12 protein-coding genes are annotated in these 17,485 nt (G+C 71.5%); 5 read left to right on the top strand and 7 right to left on the bottom strand.

The features are described from left to right. Positions 1-325 precede the first annotated feature (325 nt). On the top strand, positions 326-2,257 hold the full coding sequence (locus ACH4E7_RS18685; protein WP_396250118.1) for a putative bifunctional diguanylate cyclase/phosphodiesterase: 1,932 nt from the start codon (positions 326-328) through the stop codon (positions 2,255-2,257). 79 nt (positions 2,258-2,336) lie between these two features. On the opposite strand, the gene ACH4E7_RS18690 is transcribed toward ACH4E7_RS18685, so the two are convergent. After that, positions 2,337-3,428, bottom strand: coding sequence for an LLM class flavin-dependent oxidoreductase (locus tag ACH4E7_RS18690; protein ID WP_396250119.1), 1,092 nt, complete (start codon positions 3,426-3,428; stop codon positions 2,337-2,339). A gap of 709 nt (positions 3,429-4,137) precedes the next feature. Between ACH4E7_RS18690 and ACH4E7_RS18695 the strand changes: the two genes are divergently transcribed. Together ACH4E7_RS18695 and ACH4E7_RS18700 are read left to right on the top strand one after the other, a co-directional pair. Next, positions 4,138-4,725, top strand: coding sequence for a DedA family protein (locus ACH4E7_RS18695; protein ID WP_396250259.1), 588 nt, complete (start codon positions 4,138-4,140; stop codon positions 4,723-4,725). 376 nt (positions 4,726-5,101) lie between these two features. After that, positions 5,102-6,382 (top strand): hypothetical protein, encoded by a 1,281-nt coding sequence (locus ACH4E7_RS18700; RefSeq protein ID WP_396250120.1) that lies wholly within the window; start codon positions 5,102-5,104, stop codon positions 6,380-6,382. Between the two features lie 96 nt (positions 6,383-6,478). On the opposite strand, the gene ACH4E7_RS18705 is transcribed toward ACH4E7_RS18700, so the two are convergent. The 6 genes from ACH4E7_RS18705 to ACH4E7_RS18730 all read right to left on the bottom strand — a co-directional run bounded on the left by ACH4E7_RS18705 (position 6,479) and on the right by ACH4E7_RS18730 (position 12,593). Then, positions 6,479-7,384, bottom strand: coding sequence for an alpha/beta fold hydrolase (locus tag ACH4E7_RS18705; RefSeq protein WP_396250121.1), 906 nt, complete (start codon positions 7,382-7,384; stop codon positions 6,479-6,481). Then, positions 7,381-8,466: a branched-chain amino acid ABC transporter permease gene (locus ACH4E7_RS18710; protein ID WP_396250260.1), complete on the bottom strand. Its 1,086-nt coding sequence runs from the start codon at positions 8,464-8,466 to the stop codon at positions 7,381-7,383. Before ACH4E7_RS18710 ends, ACH4E7_RS18705 begins: the two co-directional genes overlap by 4 nt. Positions 8,467-8,717: 251 nt before the next feature. Continuing rightward, the gene (locus tag ACH4E7_RS18715) at positions 8,718-9,584 is read right to left on the bottom strand and encodes a branched-chain amino acid ABC transporter permease (RefSeq protein WP_396250122.1); all 867 of its coding nucleotides are present in this window, start codon (positions 9,582-9,584) and stop codon (positions 8,718-8,720) included. Then, the gene (locus ACH4E7_RS18720; protein ID WP_396250123.1) at positions 9,584-10,342 is read right to left on the bottom strand and encodes an ABC transporter ATP-binding protein; all 759 of its coding nucleotides are present in this window, start codon (positions 10,340-10,342) and stop codon (positions 9,584-9,586) included. Before ACH4E7_RS18720 ends, ACH4E7_RS18715 begins: the two co-directional genes overlap by 1 nt. 119 nt (positions 10,343-10,461) lie before the next feature. Beyond that, entirely contained in the window at positions 10,462-11,202 is a 741-nt protein-coding gene (locus ACH4E7_RS18725; RefSeq protein WP_396250124.1) for an ABC transporter ATP-binding protein, read from the bottom strand. A gap of 116 nt (positions 11,203-11,318) precedes the next feature. After that, entirely contained in the window at positions 11,319-12,593 is a 1,275-nt protein-coding gene (locus tag ACH4E7_RS18730) for a substrate-binding domain-containing protein (protein WP_396250125.1), read from the bottom strand. Positions 12,594-13,272: 679 nt separating this feature from the next. On the opposite strand from ACH4E7_RS18730, the gene ACH4E7_RS18735 reads away from it, so the two are divergent. Together ACH4E7_RS18735 and ACH4E7_RS18740 are read left to right on the top strand one after the other, a co-directional pair. Further along, entirely contained in the window at positions 13,273-15,507 is a 2,235-nt protein-coding gene (locus ACH4E7_RS18735) for a glycosyltransferase family 2 protein (RefSeq protein ID WP_396250126.1), read from the top strand. Between the two features lie 37 nt (positions 15,508-15,544). Then, a complete protein-coding gene (locus ACH4E7_RS18740) occupies positions 15,545-17,476 on the top strand; it encodes a galactose oxidase-like domain-containing protein (RefSeq protein WP_396250127.1) in 1,932 nt (643 codons plus the stop codon). Positions 17,477-17,485 lie beyond the last annotated feature (9 nt).

The raw sequence follows: 17,485 nt of genomic DNA on the forward strand, positions 1-17,485 counted from the left end.
CCGCAGCGGACCGACTCCGAGGACCGTGACAGAGCGCGGAGCCGGCCGCCGGAGTCCCGACCGGCCAGGCGGATCATCGTCAAGCGTCAGCAGCGGACGGGAGCATGCCGTGCCGGGCCAGAACGAGGGGGCCGACGCACACCAACCAGGCGTGCGACACGAGGAATCGTCACACCACCGGCACCTGAACGCGCCGGTCCTCGATCAGGCCGTCTCCGCCCCTTCGGCCTCCTCCGTCGCATCGGCTGCGTCTGCGGCCCCTGCCGCTTCGGCCGGTACTGCCGGTGCCGCTACCGCCGTATCCGCCGCTTCGGCTGCTTCCGGTATGGCTTACGGGCCCCTGAAGGACCCCGAGGTCCTGCTCTGCCCCACCTGCTCCGCACCGTTGACCGACGGCATCCACCTCGGTGCCGCCGACACCCCCGGCTGGGAGGGCGGTGGCGGCGACCGGCTGCTGGCGGCGCTGCGGGCCAGCGAGTCCCGGTTCCGGGCGGCCTTCTGCGACGCCGTCATCGGCATGGCCCTGATCGACCCCGAGGACCGGATCATCGAGGTCAACCCGGCCTTCGCAGCGCTGATCGGACGGGGCGTCGGCGAACTGGTCCGCACCCACCTGCACGAGATCATCGATCCGGAGGGCATGCCGCACCGGCTCTTCACCGAGCTCGCCCACGGTGAGCGGGAACGGTTCCGCGTGGAGAAACAGCTCAAGCACCGTGAGGGACACACGGTCTGGAGCAAGGTGACCGTCTCCCTGATCCGGGACGGCGCCGGGCGGCCGCTCTACACCCTCGCGCTGGTGGAGGACATCACCGAGCAGCGCCGGCTCGGCGCCCGGCTGGAGTACCAGGCGCTGCACGACCCGCTGACCCGGCTGCCCAACCGGACCTTCTTCTTCGAACAGCTCGACGCGGCCTGCCTCGCGGGCACCGAAGAGCCCAGGAGTGCCGCGGGCCCCGACCGTCCCGTGGCGGCAGCGGCGGACGGGCGCCGGGTGGGCGTCTGCTACCTCGACCTCGACGGCTTCGCGGCGATCAACGAGACCCTCGGCCACCACATCGGCGACCAGCTGCTGATCGCCGTCGCGGCCCGGCTGCGACGCGGGCTCTCCGAGCGCGACGCCCACCTGGTGGCCCGGATGGGCGGTGACGAGTTCGCCGTCCTGGTCACCGACAGCATCGGCAGCGAGCAGCTGACCGCACTGGCCGGGCGGATCCTGGAGGTGTTGGAACGTCCCTTCGACGTCGCCGGGCACCGGCTGGTGATCACCGCCAGCGTGGGAGTCGTCGAACGGCCGGTGCACGAGACCACCCCGACCGACCTGGTCAAGGACGCCGACGCCACCCTCTACTGGTCCAAGGCCGACGGCCGTGCCCGCTGGACCCTCTACGACCCGGACCGCGGTGCCCACCAGCTCACCCGCCAGCTGCTCGCCACCGCGCTGCGGCCGGCCCTGGAGCGCGGCGAGTTCACCGTCGAGTACCAGCCGCTTGTCGGCCTGGCCGACGGCGCGGTGCACGGCGCCGAGGCCCTGGTCCGCTGGCGCCACCCCCGCTACGGGACGATCTCCCCGGACCGCTTCATCCCGCTGGCCGAGGAGTCCGGCGCGATCGTGCCGCTCGGCACCTGGGTGCTGGAGGAGTCCTGCCGCCAGGCCAAGCAGTGGCTCACCGAGTTCCCCGACACCGAGACCTTCGTGAGCGTCAATCTGGCGGCCCGCCAGATCTGGGACTCCGACGTGGTCGCCGACGTCGCCCAGGCCCTCGAACGCACCGGCCTGCCGGCCCGGCTGCTGCAGCTGGAGATCACCGAGAGCGCCCTGCTCGGCCCCGGCGGGCGCCCGCTGCAGGCCCTGCAGGCGCTGGCCGACATGGGGGTGCGGATCGCCATCGACGACTTCGGCACCGGCTACTCCAACCTGGCCTACCTCTCCCGGCTGCCGGTGCACGTCCTGAAGCTCGACGGCACCTTCATCGAGGGCTTCCGCGACCCGGCCCCGACCGACCGACCGCCCATGCCGGAGCTCCGATCGCGCCGCAGCGACGCCGACGAGCAGATCGTCGGCGCGATGGTGCAGCTGGCCCACACCCTCGGCCTGACCGTCACCGCCGAGGGCATCGAGAGCGCCGCCCAGGCGGAACGGCTCCGGCTGACCGGCTGCGACACCGCCCAGGGCTGGTACTTCGCCCGGCCGGGCGAAGCCGAGCTGGTCGCGACGATACTCCGGGAGGGCCGCCCGACCCCGCACGGCCGGTAGGGCGGGGACGGGGGCGGTCTCCGTCTGTCGGTTTCTGTCAGGCGGTTTCTGTCAGGCGGTTTCTGTCAGGCGGTTGCCGTCAGCCGCCTGCCGTCAGGCCGTACGCCTCGGCGATCAGGTCGTAGGAGCGGAACCGGGCCGCGTGGCCGTGGATGTGCGAGGTGACCATCAGCTCGTTCACCCCGGTCCGCTTGCGCAGTGCCTCCAGACCGTCCGCCACCTGGCCCGCGTCGCCGAGCACCACGTTGTCGAGCCAGCTGTCGATGAAGTCCGCCTCGACCGGGCTGTACGGGTACTCCTCGGCCTCCTCCGGGGTCGGGATCGGGCCGGGGGTGCCGCGCCGGAGCCGGAGCATGCCGAGGGCCGCGGAGCGGGCGAGGCGGCGGGCGGTGGGCTCGTCGTCGGCGGCGACCGCGCTCACGCCGATCAGTGCGTACGGCTCGCTGAGCACGTCGGAGGGGCGGAAGGACGTCTGGTACAGGTCCAGGGCCGGGACGGTGTTGGCGCTGCTGAAGTGGTGGGCGAAGGCGAACGGGAGGCCGAGCCGGCCCGCCAGCTGGGCACTGAAGCCGGAGGAGCCGAGCAGCCAGATCGGCGGGCGGTCCGCGCCCTTGGGAACGGCGGTCAGCCGCGCGTACGGGTGGCCGGAGGGGAAGTCGCCGTCGAGGAAGTGGGTCAGCTCGGCTAGCTGCTGCGGGAAGTCGTCCGCACCCTCGGTGAGGCCGCGGCGCAACGCCCGGGCGGTGGCCGGGTCGGTGCCGGGGGCGCGGCCGAGCCCGAGGTCGATCCGGCCGGGGTGCAGGGCCTCCAGCAGGCCGAACTGCTCGGCGATGGCGAGCGGGGCATGGTTGGGGAGCATGACCCCGCCCGAGCCGAGCCGCAGCGTGGTGGTGTTGGCGCCGAGGTGGGCGAGCAGGACGGCCGGGTTCGAGCTGGCCACCCCGGGCATGCCGTGGTGCTCGGCCACCCAGAAGCGGTGGTACCCCCACTGCTCGGCCCGGCGGGCCAGCTCGGTGGTGGCGGCCAGAGCCTCGGCGGGCGTGTAGCCGACGCCGACGGTGGCCAGGTCGAGGATCGAGAGCGGAGCGGGTGCCGTGCCGCGGGCGGCGCCTCGGATCGCCGCGCCGATCGGCGGCTCGGTCCCGTGCTCCTGCTGGTCCTCGGTGGTCATGCCGTCCGCCCTCCTGGCTGTCCTTGATCCGGCTGTTCTCCGAGCCGGCCGTCCTGGGCGGCCGCACGGGTCGCGGACGCCCGGCGGTCGCTACTGCCGACCGGGGTCAACCACGGTTGCGGGCTCGCTGTTCCCGGTGGGCACGCCTGATCCGGGTGCGGTGAGGCCGTTCCTTCCGGAGCGGCCGACCGACCGTTCGGCTGACGGAGCGCCAGCAGACGGACACGGATGGCGACTTCACGCCAGAAGTGGAAGTCGCCAGCCCCGGGGCTCGCGATCGGCGGCCGGCATCCGGCAGGCTGGTGATCAGGAGCGGATCATCGAGCGGGTCCGCCTTCCGCCAGCAAGATCGTCGGGCTGGACCAGCACCGAACGATCCCTGCGAGCCCTCGGCGCGGCACCCCGCCCCGGGGGCTCGTGCCATTTCCGGCCGTTTCCCCCCGGCCCTCTCCCGCCGACCGACCCCTCCTCCCCGAACCGCTCACCCCCGCCGCTCGTCGCCGTCGCTCGTCGCCGCCGAGGGCCCGCCGCAGCGCGCGGCCGCTGTGGGCGGCCATTGTGCGCGATCGAACCCTGCGAGGCGCGATCGCCTGCAGTGATCCTCCGCATACCGGGGTGCTTCATAGCATGAAAAGTCGAGGCGCTAGCGTTGACCCAGCAGCCACCTGCTCCCCCGGGCGGCGTGGAGGGAGTAAGGGCCTTGGACTTCGTGGCGGCGATCGGATCCTCGTGGATCTGCGCCCTGGCGCTGTTCGCCGTACTCGGCGACGCCCTACTCCCCTTCATTCCGAGCGGGACGCTGGTCATCCTGGCAGTACTCAAGACGGAGCAGATCAGCGGCGCCCCGGTGCTGCTCGGCCTGGGCGTGGCGGTGGCCTCCTTCCTGGGTGACGTCCTGCTGCTCCACCTCACCCGGCGCGGCGCCCCGATGTTGCAGCGCCGGCTCGCCCGGCGCCCGAAGCTGGCGGCCAGCGTGGCCCGGGTCCAGAAGTCCCTGATCGAGCGCCCGCACGGCGGGGCGGCCGCGATGGTGGTGATCGCCCGGTTCGTTCCGGCCGGGCGGACCGTCCTGGACCTGGCCATCGGCCACTCCTCCGCCCATCCGCACCGCTTCCTGCACTGGTCGGCGCTGGCGGCGCTGGTCTGGGCCGCGTACATCGTGACGCTGGGCTGGCTGAACAGCCACTGGTTCAACACGGCCTGGCTGAGTCTGGCGGTCTCCTGCGCTGCGGCCACTGCCATCAGCACCGCGATCGCGCGAATAGTGCGCCGCAACCGGCGACTGGCCGCGCTCTGACCGACCCTGCCCCGACCGGCGCCTTCGGGCTGCGGCCGACGCTTTCCAGCCACGGGGTCCCGCCAGGAGCACAATTTTCCCCAACAGGCGATGAACCGTGCCGAGCGCCGACGAACTCCGTACGGGCCGGACAGGGCGGCGGTACCGTACTTCCCTGACGTCGCGCCGTGCGAACCGTCACAGGACCGCAACAGACGACCGATCCCTGCAGCCCAACCGGGTGTGCCCGGCGTGTTGACTGTCGTCGGGAGCCCAGCGCCCTTCGTGGCCACTGCGGCGACATGACATGCTAACGGCGAATATTCATCAATTGCCTGATTTGACCGGTGCGGCCCCGTGCCGCCCTCACCACCGGAATCGGCACCCAGGGGAGACCATGACCAGCATCTCGCGCAGGACGGTGCTCAGTGCTACCGCCGCGACCGCAGCCCTCGGCGCGGTCACGGCCTGTTCCAGCAGCGGATCCGGTTCTGGGCAGGACTCCACCACCTCCTCCCCTGGCGGCGGCACGGGCGACGCCAAGAGCAGCACCACCGACCCGACCCAGGCGGTGGTCCCCAAGGGCACCCCGATCGGTGACGGCTCCAACGCGGACACCGGCCCGCAGCCGAATCAGCCCAAGCCCGAGAAGCTTAAGCCGGGCGAGCGCCCGCCGCAGTTCGTGGTGTTCTCCTGGGACGGCGCGGGCGGCACCGACGACGGCCAGTTCCCCCGCTTCCTGAAGCTGGCGGAGCAGTACAAGGCCACGATGACCTTTTTCCTGTCCGGGATCTACGCCCTGCCCAAGGGCAAGTCCGAGCTGTACCACCCCCCGAAGCACTCGGTGGGCGCCTCCGACATACCGTACTTGTCGGACGGCGCGGTGAAGAGCACCCTCAAGCTCGTCAGCCAGGCCTGGCTGGCCGGGCACGAGATAGGCACCCACTTCAACGGGCACTTCTGCTCCAGCCGCCCGGACAAGAACGGGGTCAACATGTGGACTCCGGAGGACTGGCAGAGCGAGATCGACCAGGCGATCGGCTTCGTCACCCAATGGCGGACCAACACCGGCTTCACCGACGTCGACCCGCTCCCCTTCGACTACAAGAAGGAGCTCATCGGCGGCCGCACCCCCTGTCTGGAGGGGCAGAAGGCGCTGCTGCCGACCATCGCCAAGCTGGGCTGGAAGTACGACGCCAGCTCCGCGGGCGGTCTGCAGATATGGCCGCAGAAGGTGCAGGACGGCAAGGTCTGGGACTTCCCGCTGCAGTCCATCCCGTTCCCCGGGCACACCTTCCAGGTCCTGTCGATGGACTACAACATCCTGGCCAACCAGTCCGGCGGCAGCACCAAGGGCGACCCGTCCAAGTACGGCGACTGGCGTACCCAGGCCGCCAACTCCTACCTGGCCGGCTTCGAGCGGGCCTACAACAGCAACCGCGCGCCGTTCTTCATCGGCAACCACTTCGAGCAGTGGAACGGCGGCATCTACATGGACGCCGTCGAGGAGGCGCTCAAGGCCATCGCGGGCAAGCCCGAGGTTCGGCTGGTCTCCTTCAAGCAGCTGGTCGAGTGGCTGGAGGTGCAGGACCAGTCCACTCTGCGCAAGCTGCGCACCCTCAACGTCGGCCAGGCTCCGGCCGGCGGCTGGGACAGCTTCCTGGGCGCGGCGGGCTGACGCGCCGGGGCGCGGAACAACCGGCTCCGGACTGAGTCCGGTACGGCCGGCACGGTGTTCGCACCCCGCCGGCCGTCGTCGTTCGGGCCGGGTCCGCTACCCGGCGGCGGGTACGTCCGCGAGCAGGCCGCGGACGATGCGGTCGGCACCCGCCTCGCCCCAGAGGATCGAGTAGTGGTTGGTGTCCGGGACCTGCGAGGCCGGGACCCGCTCCCGGTCCAGCCCGGAAAGCTTGATCCGCTGGTGGTCGTACAGGCCCTGCGGCTCATCGAGCAGGCCGCGCTCCGCCCAGAGCAGTTCGGCCCGGCAGGGCAACCGGTGCACGGCATCGGCGGCCTCCTGGTCCAGCAGGACCTGGGCGCCGTCGGTCTGCACGGCCTCCAGGACGCAGGAGGAGCGCAGTTCGGGCTCGGCGCCGATGAGGTCGCGCTGGGTGTAGGCGTCGATCCCCTCGGACCAGTCGTGGCCGAAGGCCGGATGGCGGCGCCAGAACGCCCGGTAGGCGTCGCGGTCCGGGAAGGTCATCGACAGCCGGGCCAGCGCGGGCCCGAGCACTGCGGCCAGGGCGTCCTCCTCGCGCACGCCCTCCGGGAGCGGGAAGCTCACGGCGCCGTCCACCAGCAGCACCCGGCGGACGAGTTCGGGGTGCCGGACGGCGGACAGGGCGGTGACCCAGGCCCCCATCGAGTGGCCGACGACCACGGCGGGCCCCACGTCGAGGGCTGCGATCAGCGCCGCCACGTCGTCGGCGTGCCGGGCCAGCCCGTACGGTCCGGCGACCGCGCGGCTGGCGCTGCGCCCCCGCAGGTCGGGCGCGAGCAGGGCGACCCGCCCTGCGAGCCGGCGGGCGACCTCGTACCAGGCGAGGCCGTTGGCGGTGATGCCGTGCACCGCCACGACCGTGGGCGCTTCCGGCCGCGCGGCGGGCCAGCGCAGGACGGACAGGTCCCCGCCGGGCACGGGGACGGTCAACTCCTCGGGTTCTAGGGGCGACTGGCTCACGTGGGGGCACCTCCGGCGGGACTGGCGGTCCGCACGCCGGCCGGAGTGCGGACCGCGCGGGCGGATCGGGCGGCACGGATGCGGGCAGGCAGTCTAGCCAGGCCGCCGGGGAGCAGGTAGACCACGGCGACGAACAACGCGCCCAGCAAGAAGAGGGGTTGGGAGAGCGGAACGCGCAGGACCGCGGGCAGGTCGGCGACGGCCGTGGAGTTGGCAAGGTCGCCGAGCCGGTGGCCGGCCCAGGTGTAGAGGACCCCGCCGAGCAGCGACCCCCAGCGGGTCCCGGAACCGCCGAGGACCACCATGACCAGCAGCGCGAGCGTGGCGTCCGAGGTGGCGGCCTGCGGGGTGGCGCCACCGGTCAGCAGCAGGTAGACCACCCCGCCCAGCCCGGCGAGCGCGCCGGCCAGTACGAAGGCGACCAACTTGTAGCCGTAGGGCCGAACTCCGAGCACCTCCACCCGGCGCTCGTTCTCCTTGATGCCCTCCCAGACCCGCCCGGCCGGCGAGTTGACGACCCAGTGGACCGCCGCGACCGTCAGCACCAGGTATCCGACGGCGATCCAGTAGAGGTTGGCGGTGTTCTCGATCCCGAGCAGACCGGAGGGCAGCAGGTCGGCCGGAGCGGAGCGGCCCTCCTCGCCGCCGGTGACGCCACCGGGGTTGCGCTGGACGAGGATCGAGCCGGCTTGGGCGAAGGCGAGGGTGACCATGGAGAAGCCGATACCGGTGACGCGCAGGCTCACCGAGCCGAGCAGCAGGGCCAGCAGCACGGTGCAGGCGACACCGAGCACCGCGGCCGCGACGAACGGGAGTTGCAGCTCCAGCATGCCGAGGTCGGTGACGTAGAGGCCGGTCGCGAAGTAGAGCGCGTGGCCGAAGGAGAGTAGTCCGGTACGGCCGAGCAGGAGGTCGTAGCCGGTGGCGAGGGCCCCGTAGAGCAGGCACAGGGCGATGAGTTGGAGACTTCCGGGGCTGCCGAGCGGGCCGTCGAGCAGTCCCGGGACGGGAAGCGCACTGTATGGGGCGACAAGGAGCGTGATCAGCAGAGCGATCGGCCACCAGCGTAGCGCTCTGTGGATGACTGTCCAGCGATGAGTGCCCGAATCACCTGTTCGAGGGATGGCTCCGGGCTCGTCCGTGTGTTCACAATGGGTCCCGGCAAGGCTGGTGTCAGTCCCCCTTGCCACAGTGACGGTGTCGGCGGAGCTGGTGTCAGTCCCCTCTGCCGGCATGGCGGTCACGGCAGGGCTGGTGTCAGTCCCCCCTGCCGAGGTGGCGGCGCTGCGGGCGGCCGCGGGGCCACCGGTGCTCGTGATCGGGGTTTCGGCGCTCACGCGAGCCTCCCGGTGAGTCCACGGGGTCGGACCAGAAGCAGCACGGCGAGCAGGACGACGACCGAGAGGTCGCCGAGCCCGGCGCCGGTGTAGTAGTTCGCGAACTGCTGGACGAGGCCGACGCCCGCCGAGGCGACGGCGGCTCCGGTCACGGAGCCCATGCCACCCATCACCACGACGACGAAGGCGAAGATGAGCAGGCCGGTCCCCTGGCCGGGATTGACCGAACCGAAGTAGAGGCCACCGAGGGCGCCGCCGAGCGCGGCGGCCGCCCCGCCGAGGGCGAAGACGAGGGTGAACGCCTTCCGGACGTCGATGCCGAGCGCCGTGACCATCGCCCGGTCCTCGACGCCGGCCCGGACGATCAGCCCGTAGCGGGTACGGGTGAGGAACAACCGAAGAGTGAGCAACAACAGCGCGGCGGCGGCCACGAGCACGAAGCGGTTGACCGGGACGGTCGCGCCGAGCGCGTGCCAGGTGCCGGACAGCAGGGCCGGTTGGGGGAAGGGGCGGGCGTCCGCGCCCCAGATCCCCATGAGCAGGGCGGGTACGGCGAGCCCGACCCCGATGGTGGCGAGGATCTGGTCGCGCGGGCGGCTGTAGAGCGGCCGGATCAGGAAGAGCTCCAGCAGGACGGCGGCGACCGTTCCGACCAGGGTGCCGAGCGGCACCGCGAACCAGAAGGAGAGGCCGGTCACGGCGCCGGCCCACCAGGTGGCATAGGCGCCGACGGAGAGCAGGGCGCCGTGCGCGAAGTTGAGCACGTCCATCAGACCGAAGATCAACGACAGACCGGAGGCGACCAGGAAGTACAGCGCACCGAGCCCTAGACCGGTACAGGAAAGGAGAACGACGGTGCCCATCAGGGCTTCACCTCCGCGGTGACGACAGGGGCGGCCGGGGAGGCGGCGGGCCGGGGTTCACCGGCCAGCGGATGACGGGAGCCGACGCCGAGCAGGCGACGGGCGGCTTCCTCATCGGCCAACAGCTCGGCGGTGTCGCCCCGGTGGGCGGTCCGGCCGTCGGCCAGGACGACACAGGTGCCGGCCAGCCGGCGGACGAGGGCCAGGTTCTGCTCGACCAGGAGAACGGGCACGGCCTCGGCCGCACGCGCCAGCACCTCGGCCACCTCGGCGACGACCTTCGGCGCCAGGCCTTTGGTGGGCTCGTCGGCGATGATCAGCCGGTTCCGGTTGAGCAGCGTCCGGCCGATCGCCACCATCTGCTGCTGGCCACCGGAGAGCGTCCCGGCCAGCTGTCCGGCCCGCTGCTCGAGTTCGGGGAAGAGCTCATGGACGAGCGGGTAGTTCGGCTCATCCGCCTCGGCCCCGTCCCGGGCGGAGCGCTCGGCGAGACGGAGGTTCTCGGCGACCGTCAGGCCGGCGAAGATCCCCCGGTCCTCGGGCGCGTAGCCGATGCCCTGTCGAACAACCAGGTGTGTGGAAAGGGAGGAGAGTTCAGCATCGGCGAATCGGATGCTGCCGGTGCGCGGCACCAGGCCCATGACGGCCTTGACGGTGGTGGTCTTACCGGCGCCGTTCCGGCCCAGCACCGCGGTGCCCCCGGCAGGTGCCACGTCGAGGTCGACGCCGTGCAGGATGTGCAGCCCGTCGATGACCACCCGCAGATCTCGGACGGAGAGGAGGGGTTCAGCAGCAGAAGGAGGCGAGGAGGACCGAGAGGACCGAGAGGACTGCGGATCGGAGGAGGACGACTGCGAGGAGGAGAGCGGAGAGGAGGTCACAACGCCTCACCCAGGTAGGCCTGTTGCACGGTCGGGTCGGCCATCACGGCCTCGGGGGTGTCCAGGGCGAGCAAGGTGCCGTGGTGCATCACCGCCAGGCGGTCGGCCAGCCCGAGCAGGACCTCCATGTGGTGCTCGACCATGAGGACCGTCCGGCCGAGGGCGCGGTGCACGGAACGGATCAGCTCTGTGAGGGCGGGCACCTCCTCGGCGCTGACTCCGGCCATCGGCTCGTCGAGCAGGATCAGCCTGGGGTCGGAGACGAGCAGGACGGCGAGCTCCAGCTTGCGCTTCTCCCCGTGCGAGAGCGCTCCGGCCAAGGTGTCGGCATGGTGGGCGAGTTCGGCGCGGTGCAGGGTGTCGGCCACCTGCTCCGCGTAGCGGTCGGCCCGGCGCCAGAGCCGGTATGAGGCACGCGACCCGGCCGCCGCCTGGGCAGCAAGACGGACATGGTCGGCAACCGTCATCCCCGGCCAGAGGGAGGAGGTCTGGAAGGTGCGGCCGAGCCCGCGGCGGGCCCGGGCATGCACGGCCTCGGCGGTGATGTCCGCGCCGTCGAGGTGGAGGCTGCCGTGGCTCGCCGGGTAGATGCCGGAGATCAGATTGAAGAGGGAGGTCTTGCCCGCGCCGTTGGGCCCGATGAAGGCGATGAACTCGCCTTCGCTGGCAGAGAAGGAGACGTCCTCGACGATCGGGACGCCACGGACCGCCCAGCCGAGTCCGTCCAGTCGCAGCACCGGCGAGGCGGAGCCTTGAGAGGAGGCGTGCCGAGAGGAGAAAGGCGAGGAGGAGCGTCGAAAGGAGGAAAGCGAGGAGGACCCCGTAGCGGAGGCAGCGGGAACGGACATCGGGATCAACCCACCATCGGGGTGACCGGGGGCGCCACCTCGTCCGCGGTCAGGGTCTTCTCCACCGAGGGCTTGGCAGCGGCCCCGCTGCCGGTCAGGCGGACCTGGAACATCGGCTGGAGCAGGGCGTGGTCCTCGGGCCGGACCGCGGTCCGGCCCTTCACCCCGTCGAAGCTCCAGCCCTCCAGCGCCTTGACCAGGGCCGAAGTGTCGTCGGCGGAGCCGTGGTTGGCCTCGACGGCGTGCACGATCATCTGGGCGGCGGTGAAGCCGTCCGGGGTGAAGATGTCGGGCTTCCCGCCGGCGGCGGTGACGGCCTCGGTCATGGCCTTCTCCACCGGGGTGCCCGCCGCGCCGTCGAAGTAGTGGTTCAGGAAGGAGATCTTCTCGCCGGCCGGGCCGAACAGCGGGTAGGAGGCAGCCAGGTCCAGGCCGGTGACGACCTTGGTGTCGGCGAACACGTCCTGCTGGTTGAGCGCCGTCCACAGGGCCGACGCGGTGTCGCCGGCCCAGGCGACGAACAGCAGGTCGGGCTTGGCGGTCTTGGCCTGGGTGGCAAAGGGGGTGAGGTCGGTGGCGCTCGGCGGGGCGAGCACCTGCTCCACCGTCGCGCCCTGGGCGCCGAGCACGGCCTTCACGGCGGCCACGTTGGCCTGCCCGAAGGCGTTGTCCTGAGCGAGCACGGTGACCTTCTTGCCCTTGGCGTCACCGATGAACGAGGCCGCGGTCCTGATGTCCTGATAGGACTGGCGGCCGGAACGGAAGGTGTACTTGTTCAAGCCGGTGACCTTGTCGGCGGCGGCCGGGCCGCTGATGAAGAGCACCTTGTTCTGGGCTGCGATCGGGCCGACCTGGAGGGCGACGCCGGAGGCGGTGGAGCCGGCCAGGACCTTGTAGCCCTTGCCGATCAGGTCCTTGGCGGCGGACACCGCCTTGGCCGGGTCGCCCGCGTCGTCCTGCTCCTCGAACTCGATCTTGTGCCCGTCGACCGCGCCGGTGCCCTTGGCCGCGTAGCTCAGGCCGGCCCTGAAGCCCTCCAGGTACTGCTTGCCGTAGGCGGCCAGCGGCCCGGTCTTGGAGTACACCAGGCCGACCTTGACCGGGGCCTTCGCGCCACCGCCGTCCGCCGCGGCCGTCCCGGCGGTGCCGGCTTTGGCGCAGCCGGCGGCGAGCAGGACGCACGCCGCGACGGCGGCGAGCTTCCGGACCGGACCGCCGGTCAGGGGCGAGCCCGGGCGGGCGCCGGAGGCCGTCCTGGTGGGGGCTTTCGTGCTGCGCATGTGACCGACTCCTGAAAGTGCGGCGGGTGGATGCCGGAACCGTAGGTGTGCGGTGGGAACGGCGACATGTGCCCGGGCGACGTACCAGCCCGTCGGGATGTGGCTCCGGTCGCCATACCGCTGCTCCGACACCGCCCTCCGGACGTCCGGGTGTGGCCCGCCGATACGGGTCCGCATCCGCCCGTGGCGGTGGCCGCCACGGCTGCGGCGCCGGCCGGATCGCCTTCAGAGGGCCACCCCGGAAGCGATCCGGCCGTTCGCATACCAGCGGTGGCATCGCCCCGCCGCCGCAGTGTCGAATCCGCTGCCCTAGCACCAACGCCAGCCACAGTGGCCGGGAACCGTAGCATCTTCACGCTTGCGCGGTGATCATTTCTCCGAGCGGTTGCGCTCACCCGTACGCTCCGGGAGAGTTGAGCGAGCCAAGGGTCCTGTGCACCCGGAGGGGAAGCTGGACAGCGCACCGGGATCCCACATTCGAAGCCGCCGCGCAGACCAGGCGCAGACTCACAACTGAACCGGTCGCACACAGTCCATGAGCTGGACTCCATGCGTTGGACGGCCCGGAAACTGTCGGATTGCCCGCAGTTCACCGGGCCGCGTTCTGCCCGGGCGGCTTCGGGGCGAGGCGCAGGCACCGCCGAGCAAAGCAAGACGCAATACTCCGGGGGGAGCAACTATGACCATGCCGTTCTCGCGACGAAAGGGCGACGGAACGGCCCGCCACGGGCACGGTCGGGACGGGCACGGTCGGGACGGGGACAGTCTGGACGACCACGACCGGAACGGGCGCAACCAGGACATCGAGCAGTTCGACGAGGCGGCCCTGCGCACCGCGCCGGCGCCCGAAGCCCCGTACGACTACGGCCACTTCAGCCGCCTCGCCGGCCCGGCGGTCGATCCGGACGGGGACCGGGAGCTCGGCGGCGGCGTCTACCGCCCGAAGCCGGGCAGCGACCCGAAGCCCGCGGGAGCCACCGCTCCCTACCGTGTCCAGTACCGCAGCCTGCTGCGCCACGAGCCGCACCGGATCCGGGCCGCGCTGCTGCTGACGGCTGCCCCGCTGGTGGAGGCGATCCTCCTGGTCTGGCTGCTGCTGCCGGAGCACTGGCCGCAGCGCCCGGACGAGACGAACACCCTGGTGCTGCTCGGGGACAAGGTGATGATCGGGATCATCGCTGTGGTCGAGGTGTTCCGGCTGGTCAACGTCATGTCCAACACCCACGCGACCCTGGTCGCCCGTGATCCGATACCCGTGACGCCGGAGTCGGGCACCCGGGTCGCCTTCCTCACCACCTGCGTGCCGGGCAAGGAGCCGCCGGAGATGGTCCGGGCCACGCTGGTCGCGGCCCGTTCGGTGCGGCACGAAGGCCCTTACGACGTCTGGCTGTTGGACGAGGGAAACGATCCTGCAATGCGCGCCCTCTGCGCCGAGCTGGGCGTGCACCACTTCAGTCGCTCCGGCCGGCCGCACTGGAACCAGCCGAAGGGCCGGTTCCGCGCCAAAACCAAGCACGGCAACTACAACGCCTGGCTCCAGGCGCACGGCGACGACTACGACTTCTGGGTGTCCGTCGACACCGACCACGTTCCGCTGCCCGACTTCTGCGAGCGGATGCTCGGCTACTTCCGCGATCCCGACGTGGCATTCGTGGTCGGCCCCCAGGTGTACGGGAACTACCGGAGCTCGGGTTCCGCCGTCACCAAGTTCAGCGAGAGCCAGCAGTACCTCTTCCACGCCCTCATCCAACGAGCCGGAAACCGTTACGGCGCGCCGATGTTCGTCGGCACCAACAACGCCGTCAGAATCCGCGCCCTCCAGTCGATCGGCGGGCTGTACGACTCCATCACCGAGGACATGGCGACCGGCCTGGAGTTCCACCGGAGCCGAAACCCGGAGTCCGGGGAACGCTGGAAGTCCGTGTACACCCCGGACGTGCTCGCGGTGGGCGAAGGCCCGTCCTCCTGGACCGACTTCTTCTCCCAGCAACTGCGCTGGAGCCGCGGCACCTACGAGACCCTGCTCACCCAGTACTGGCGGGTCATGTGGCGGCTGTCGCCCGGCCGACTGCTCAACTACTCGCTGATGGTGGGCTTCTACCCGATGGCGGCACTCACCTGGCTGCTCGGCGGGGTCTCCAGCGTGCTCTACCTGGGCTTCGGCGCCTCCGGCGTCCACGTCTCCTCGGAGATCTGGATGATGCTCTACAGCGACGCCGCCGCGCTCCAACTCCTGCTCTACACCTGGAACCGCAAGCACAACGTGAGCCCGCACGAGCCGGCCGGCTCCTCCGGGGTCGCGGGCATGGTGATGTCGGCGCTCTGCGGCCCGATCTACGCAGCCTCGCTGCTGCAGGCGCTGGTGCGCCGCCGCAGCCGCTTCGTGGTGACGCCCAAGGGTCGTGAGGCCAGCGCCGACCGGCTCGGCACCTTCCGGTTCCACCTGTTCTGGACGCTGGTGTTCGGCGCTGCCGTCACCGCCTCCTACTACACCGGCTACGACCACGTCGCGATGCGGACCTGGGCCTGCATCGCCCTGGCGCTGACCCTGCTGCCGGTCCTGATCCTGGTCGGCGACGCCGTCCGCCGCCGCCGGACCCGGCCCACCGCGACCCTCACCGTGACCGGCGGCCCGGCCGCGACCCCCAAGGTCGTCCTGGAGAAGCGCAACCCGCGCCACGCCCGCGGCCCCCGCACAGCACCGGCGGCGGCACCGGCGACGACCCCGGCAGCAGCACCGGCTCCGGCCGAGGCGCTCGACAGCCCGACCCTCACGCTCCGCCTGGCCGCGCCCGACACCCCGACGGTCTCGCTCCGCCTCCTCCCGCCGGACGATCGCGCACCCGGCCACGCCGCCGACCGCGCACCCGGCCACGCGCCCGACCACGCCGAGAGCGGCACCTCCATCCACTGAGCCAGCCCCCCACCGCCTTCCGAGGGGACCAACCATCGTGAAGATCCACAAGACCGGCCGCACCAAGCGCTTCGCCCTCGGCAGCACCGTCGCGCTGACCGTCGCGGGGATGAACGCCCCGGCCGTCCTCGGCTTCGCCAGCGACCGGTACCACGACTACGTGATCAACCGGCCCGAGTACAAAGCGCAGTACGGCCACTGGCAGACCCTCTCGCTGCCCGCCGAGTTCCGGGTCAACGCCGTCCACGCCACCCTGCTGCGCAGCGGCAAGGTGCTGATCGTGGCCGGTTCCGGCAACGACGAGAAGCAGTTCAACGCCGGCAGCTTCAAGAGCCTGCTCTGGGACCCGGCCAAGAACACCTACAAGCTGATACCCACCCCCGCCGACATGTTCTGCGGCGGCCACACCTCCCTCCCGGACGGCCGGGTGCTGGTGGCCGGCGGCACCCAGCGGTACGAGAAGCTGGACGGCACGGTGAAGAGGGCGGCCGGCGTGATGCGGGTGCGCAACGAGAGCCCGGAGCGCGACCGCGCCTTCCCCAAGGGCACCGTCTTCGTCGCCCCGAACGGCCGCGAGTACGCCACCACCGTCCCGGTGACCGTCCCCGCCGCGACCAAGACCGGCTCCGGCAAGCAGACCACGGTCACCGCCGGCGAGCAGCACGTGTTCGTCGAGGCGGTCGGCGAGGGCCCGGACTACGTGACCAACTCCCCGGCCCAGTACCGGATCAAGGGCCTGACCGGCACCGACGCGCACAACCTGTACGGGCAGAGCGAGAAGATGACCCTGGACAAGCAGGAGTACCAGGGCATCCGCTCCGCCTTCGAGTTCAACCCGGACACCGAGCTCTACGAGCAGGTCACCGACATGGCGCACGCCCGCTGGTACCCGACGCTGACCGGGCTGGGCGACGGCCGGGTGATCACCGTCTCCGGGCTGGACGACACCGGGCAGATCCTCAACGGAAACGACAACGAGGTCTACGACCCCAAGAACAAGACCTGGGCCAAGGCCCCCGACCGGTACTTCCCGACCTACCCGTCGATCTTCCTGACGGCCTCCGGCAAGCTCTTCTACTCCGGCTCCAACGCCGGGTACGGACCCGCCGAGAAGGGGCGCGAGCCCGGCGTCTGGGATCTGTCGAACAACGGCTTCCAGCCCGTCCCCGGCCTGCGCGACCCGGGCCTGACCGAGACCTCCTCCTCGGTGCTGCTGCCGCCCGCGCAGGCGCAGAAGGTCATGGTGCTGGGCGGCGGCGGGGTCGGCGAGTCACCGCTGTCCACGGCCCGCACCGACATCGCCGACCTCTCCGCCGCCAAGCCGTCCTTCACCCCGGGCCCGGACCTGCCGGCCGGCGGCACCCGCTACCTCAACAGCGTGGTCCTGCCGGACGACACCGTGTTCACCACCGGCGGCTCCAGCGGCTACCGCGGCCGGAAGGACAGCGACCTGCTCAAGGCGCAGGTGTACCACCCGGATTCCAACAGCTTCACGACCGCCGCCGAGCCGACCGTCGGCCGCGACTACCACTCCGAGGCGCTGCTGCTGCCGGACGGCCGGGTCGCCGTGCTGGGCTCCAACCCGCTGTTCGCGGACAAGGCCGAGACCCAGCCGGGCGGTTTCGAACAGCGGATCGAGATCTACACCCCGCCGTACCTGTACCACGGTGACCGCCCGGAGGTGACGGCCGGACCGGAGGCGGCGAAGCTCGGCGGCACCCTCAAGGTCGGCACCTCCCGACCGGACGGGGTGACCACCGCCAAGCTGATCCGGCCGAGTTCGGTGACCCATGTGACCGACGTCGAGCAGCGCTCGGTGGCCCTGGACATCGCCGGGCGCACCGCCGACGGGGTCTCGCTCACCCTCCCGACCAACCCCAACCTGCTGCCGCCCGGCTGGTACATGCTGTTCCTGACGGACGCCGCCGGCACGCCGTCGGTCGCCCACTGGGTCCGGGTCACCGCGTAGCCGGCCACC

Source organism: Kitasatospora sp. NPDC018058, assembly GCF_044327205.1.
Lineage (GTDB): Bacteria > Actinomycetota > Actinomycetes > Streptomycetales > Streptomycetaceae > Kitasatospora.

Coding starts and splice junctions, on each gene's coding strand:
- ACH4E7_RS18715 (WP_396250122.1), bottom strand. CDS start 9,584: ATGGGCACCGTCGTTCTCCTTTCCTGTACCGGTCTAGGGCTCGGTGCG.
- ACH4E7_RS18735 (WP_396250126.1), top strand. CDS start 13,273: ATGACCATGCCGTTCTCGCGACGAAAGGGCGACGGAACGGCCCGCCAC.
- ACH4E7_RS18690 (WP_396250119.1), bottom strand. CDS start 3,428: ATGACCACCGAGGACCAGCAGGAGCACGGGACCGAGCCGCCGATCGGC.
- ACH4E7_RS18730 (WP_396250125.1), bottom strand. CDS start 12,593: ATGCGCAGCACGAAAGCCCCCACCAGGACGGCCTCCGGCGCCCGCCCG.
- ACH4E7_RS18685 (WP_396250118.1), top strand. CDS start 326: ATGGCTTACGGGCCCCTGAAGGACCCCGAGGTCCTGCTCTGCCCCACC.
- ACH4E7_RS18700 (WP_396250120.1), top strand. CDS start 5,102: ATGACCAGCATCTCGCGCAGGACGGTGCTCAGTGCTACCGCCGCGACC.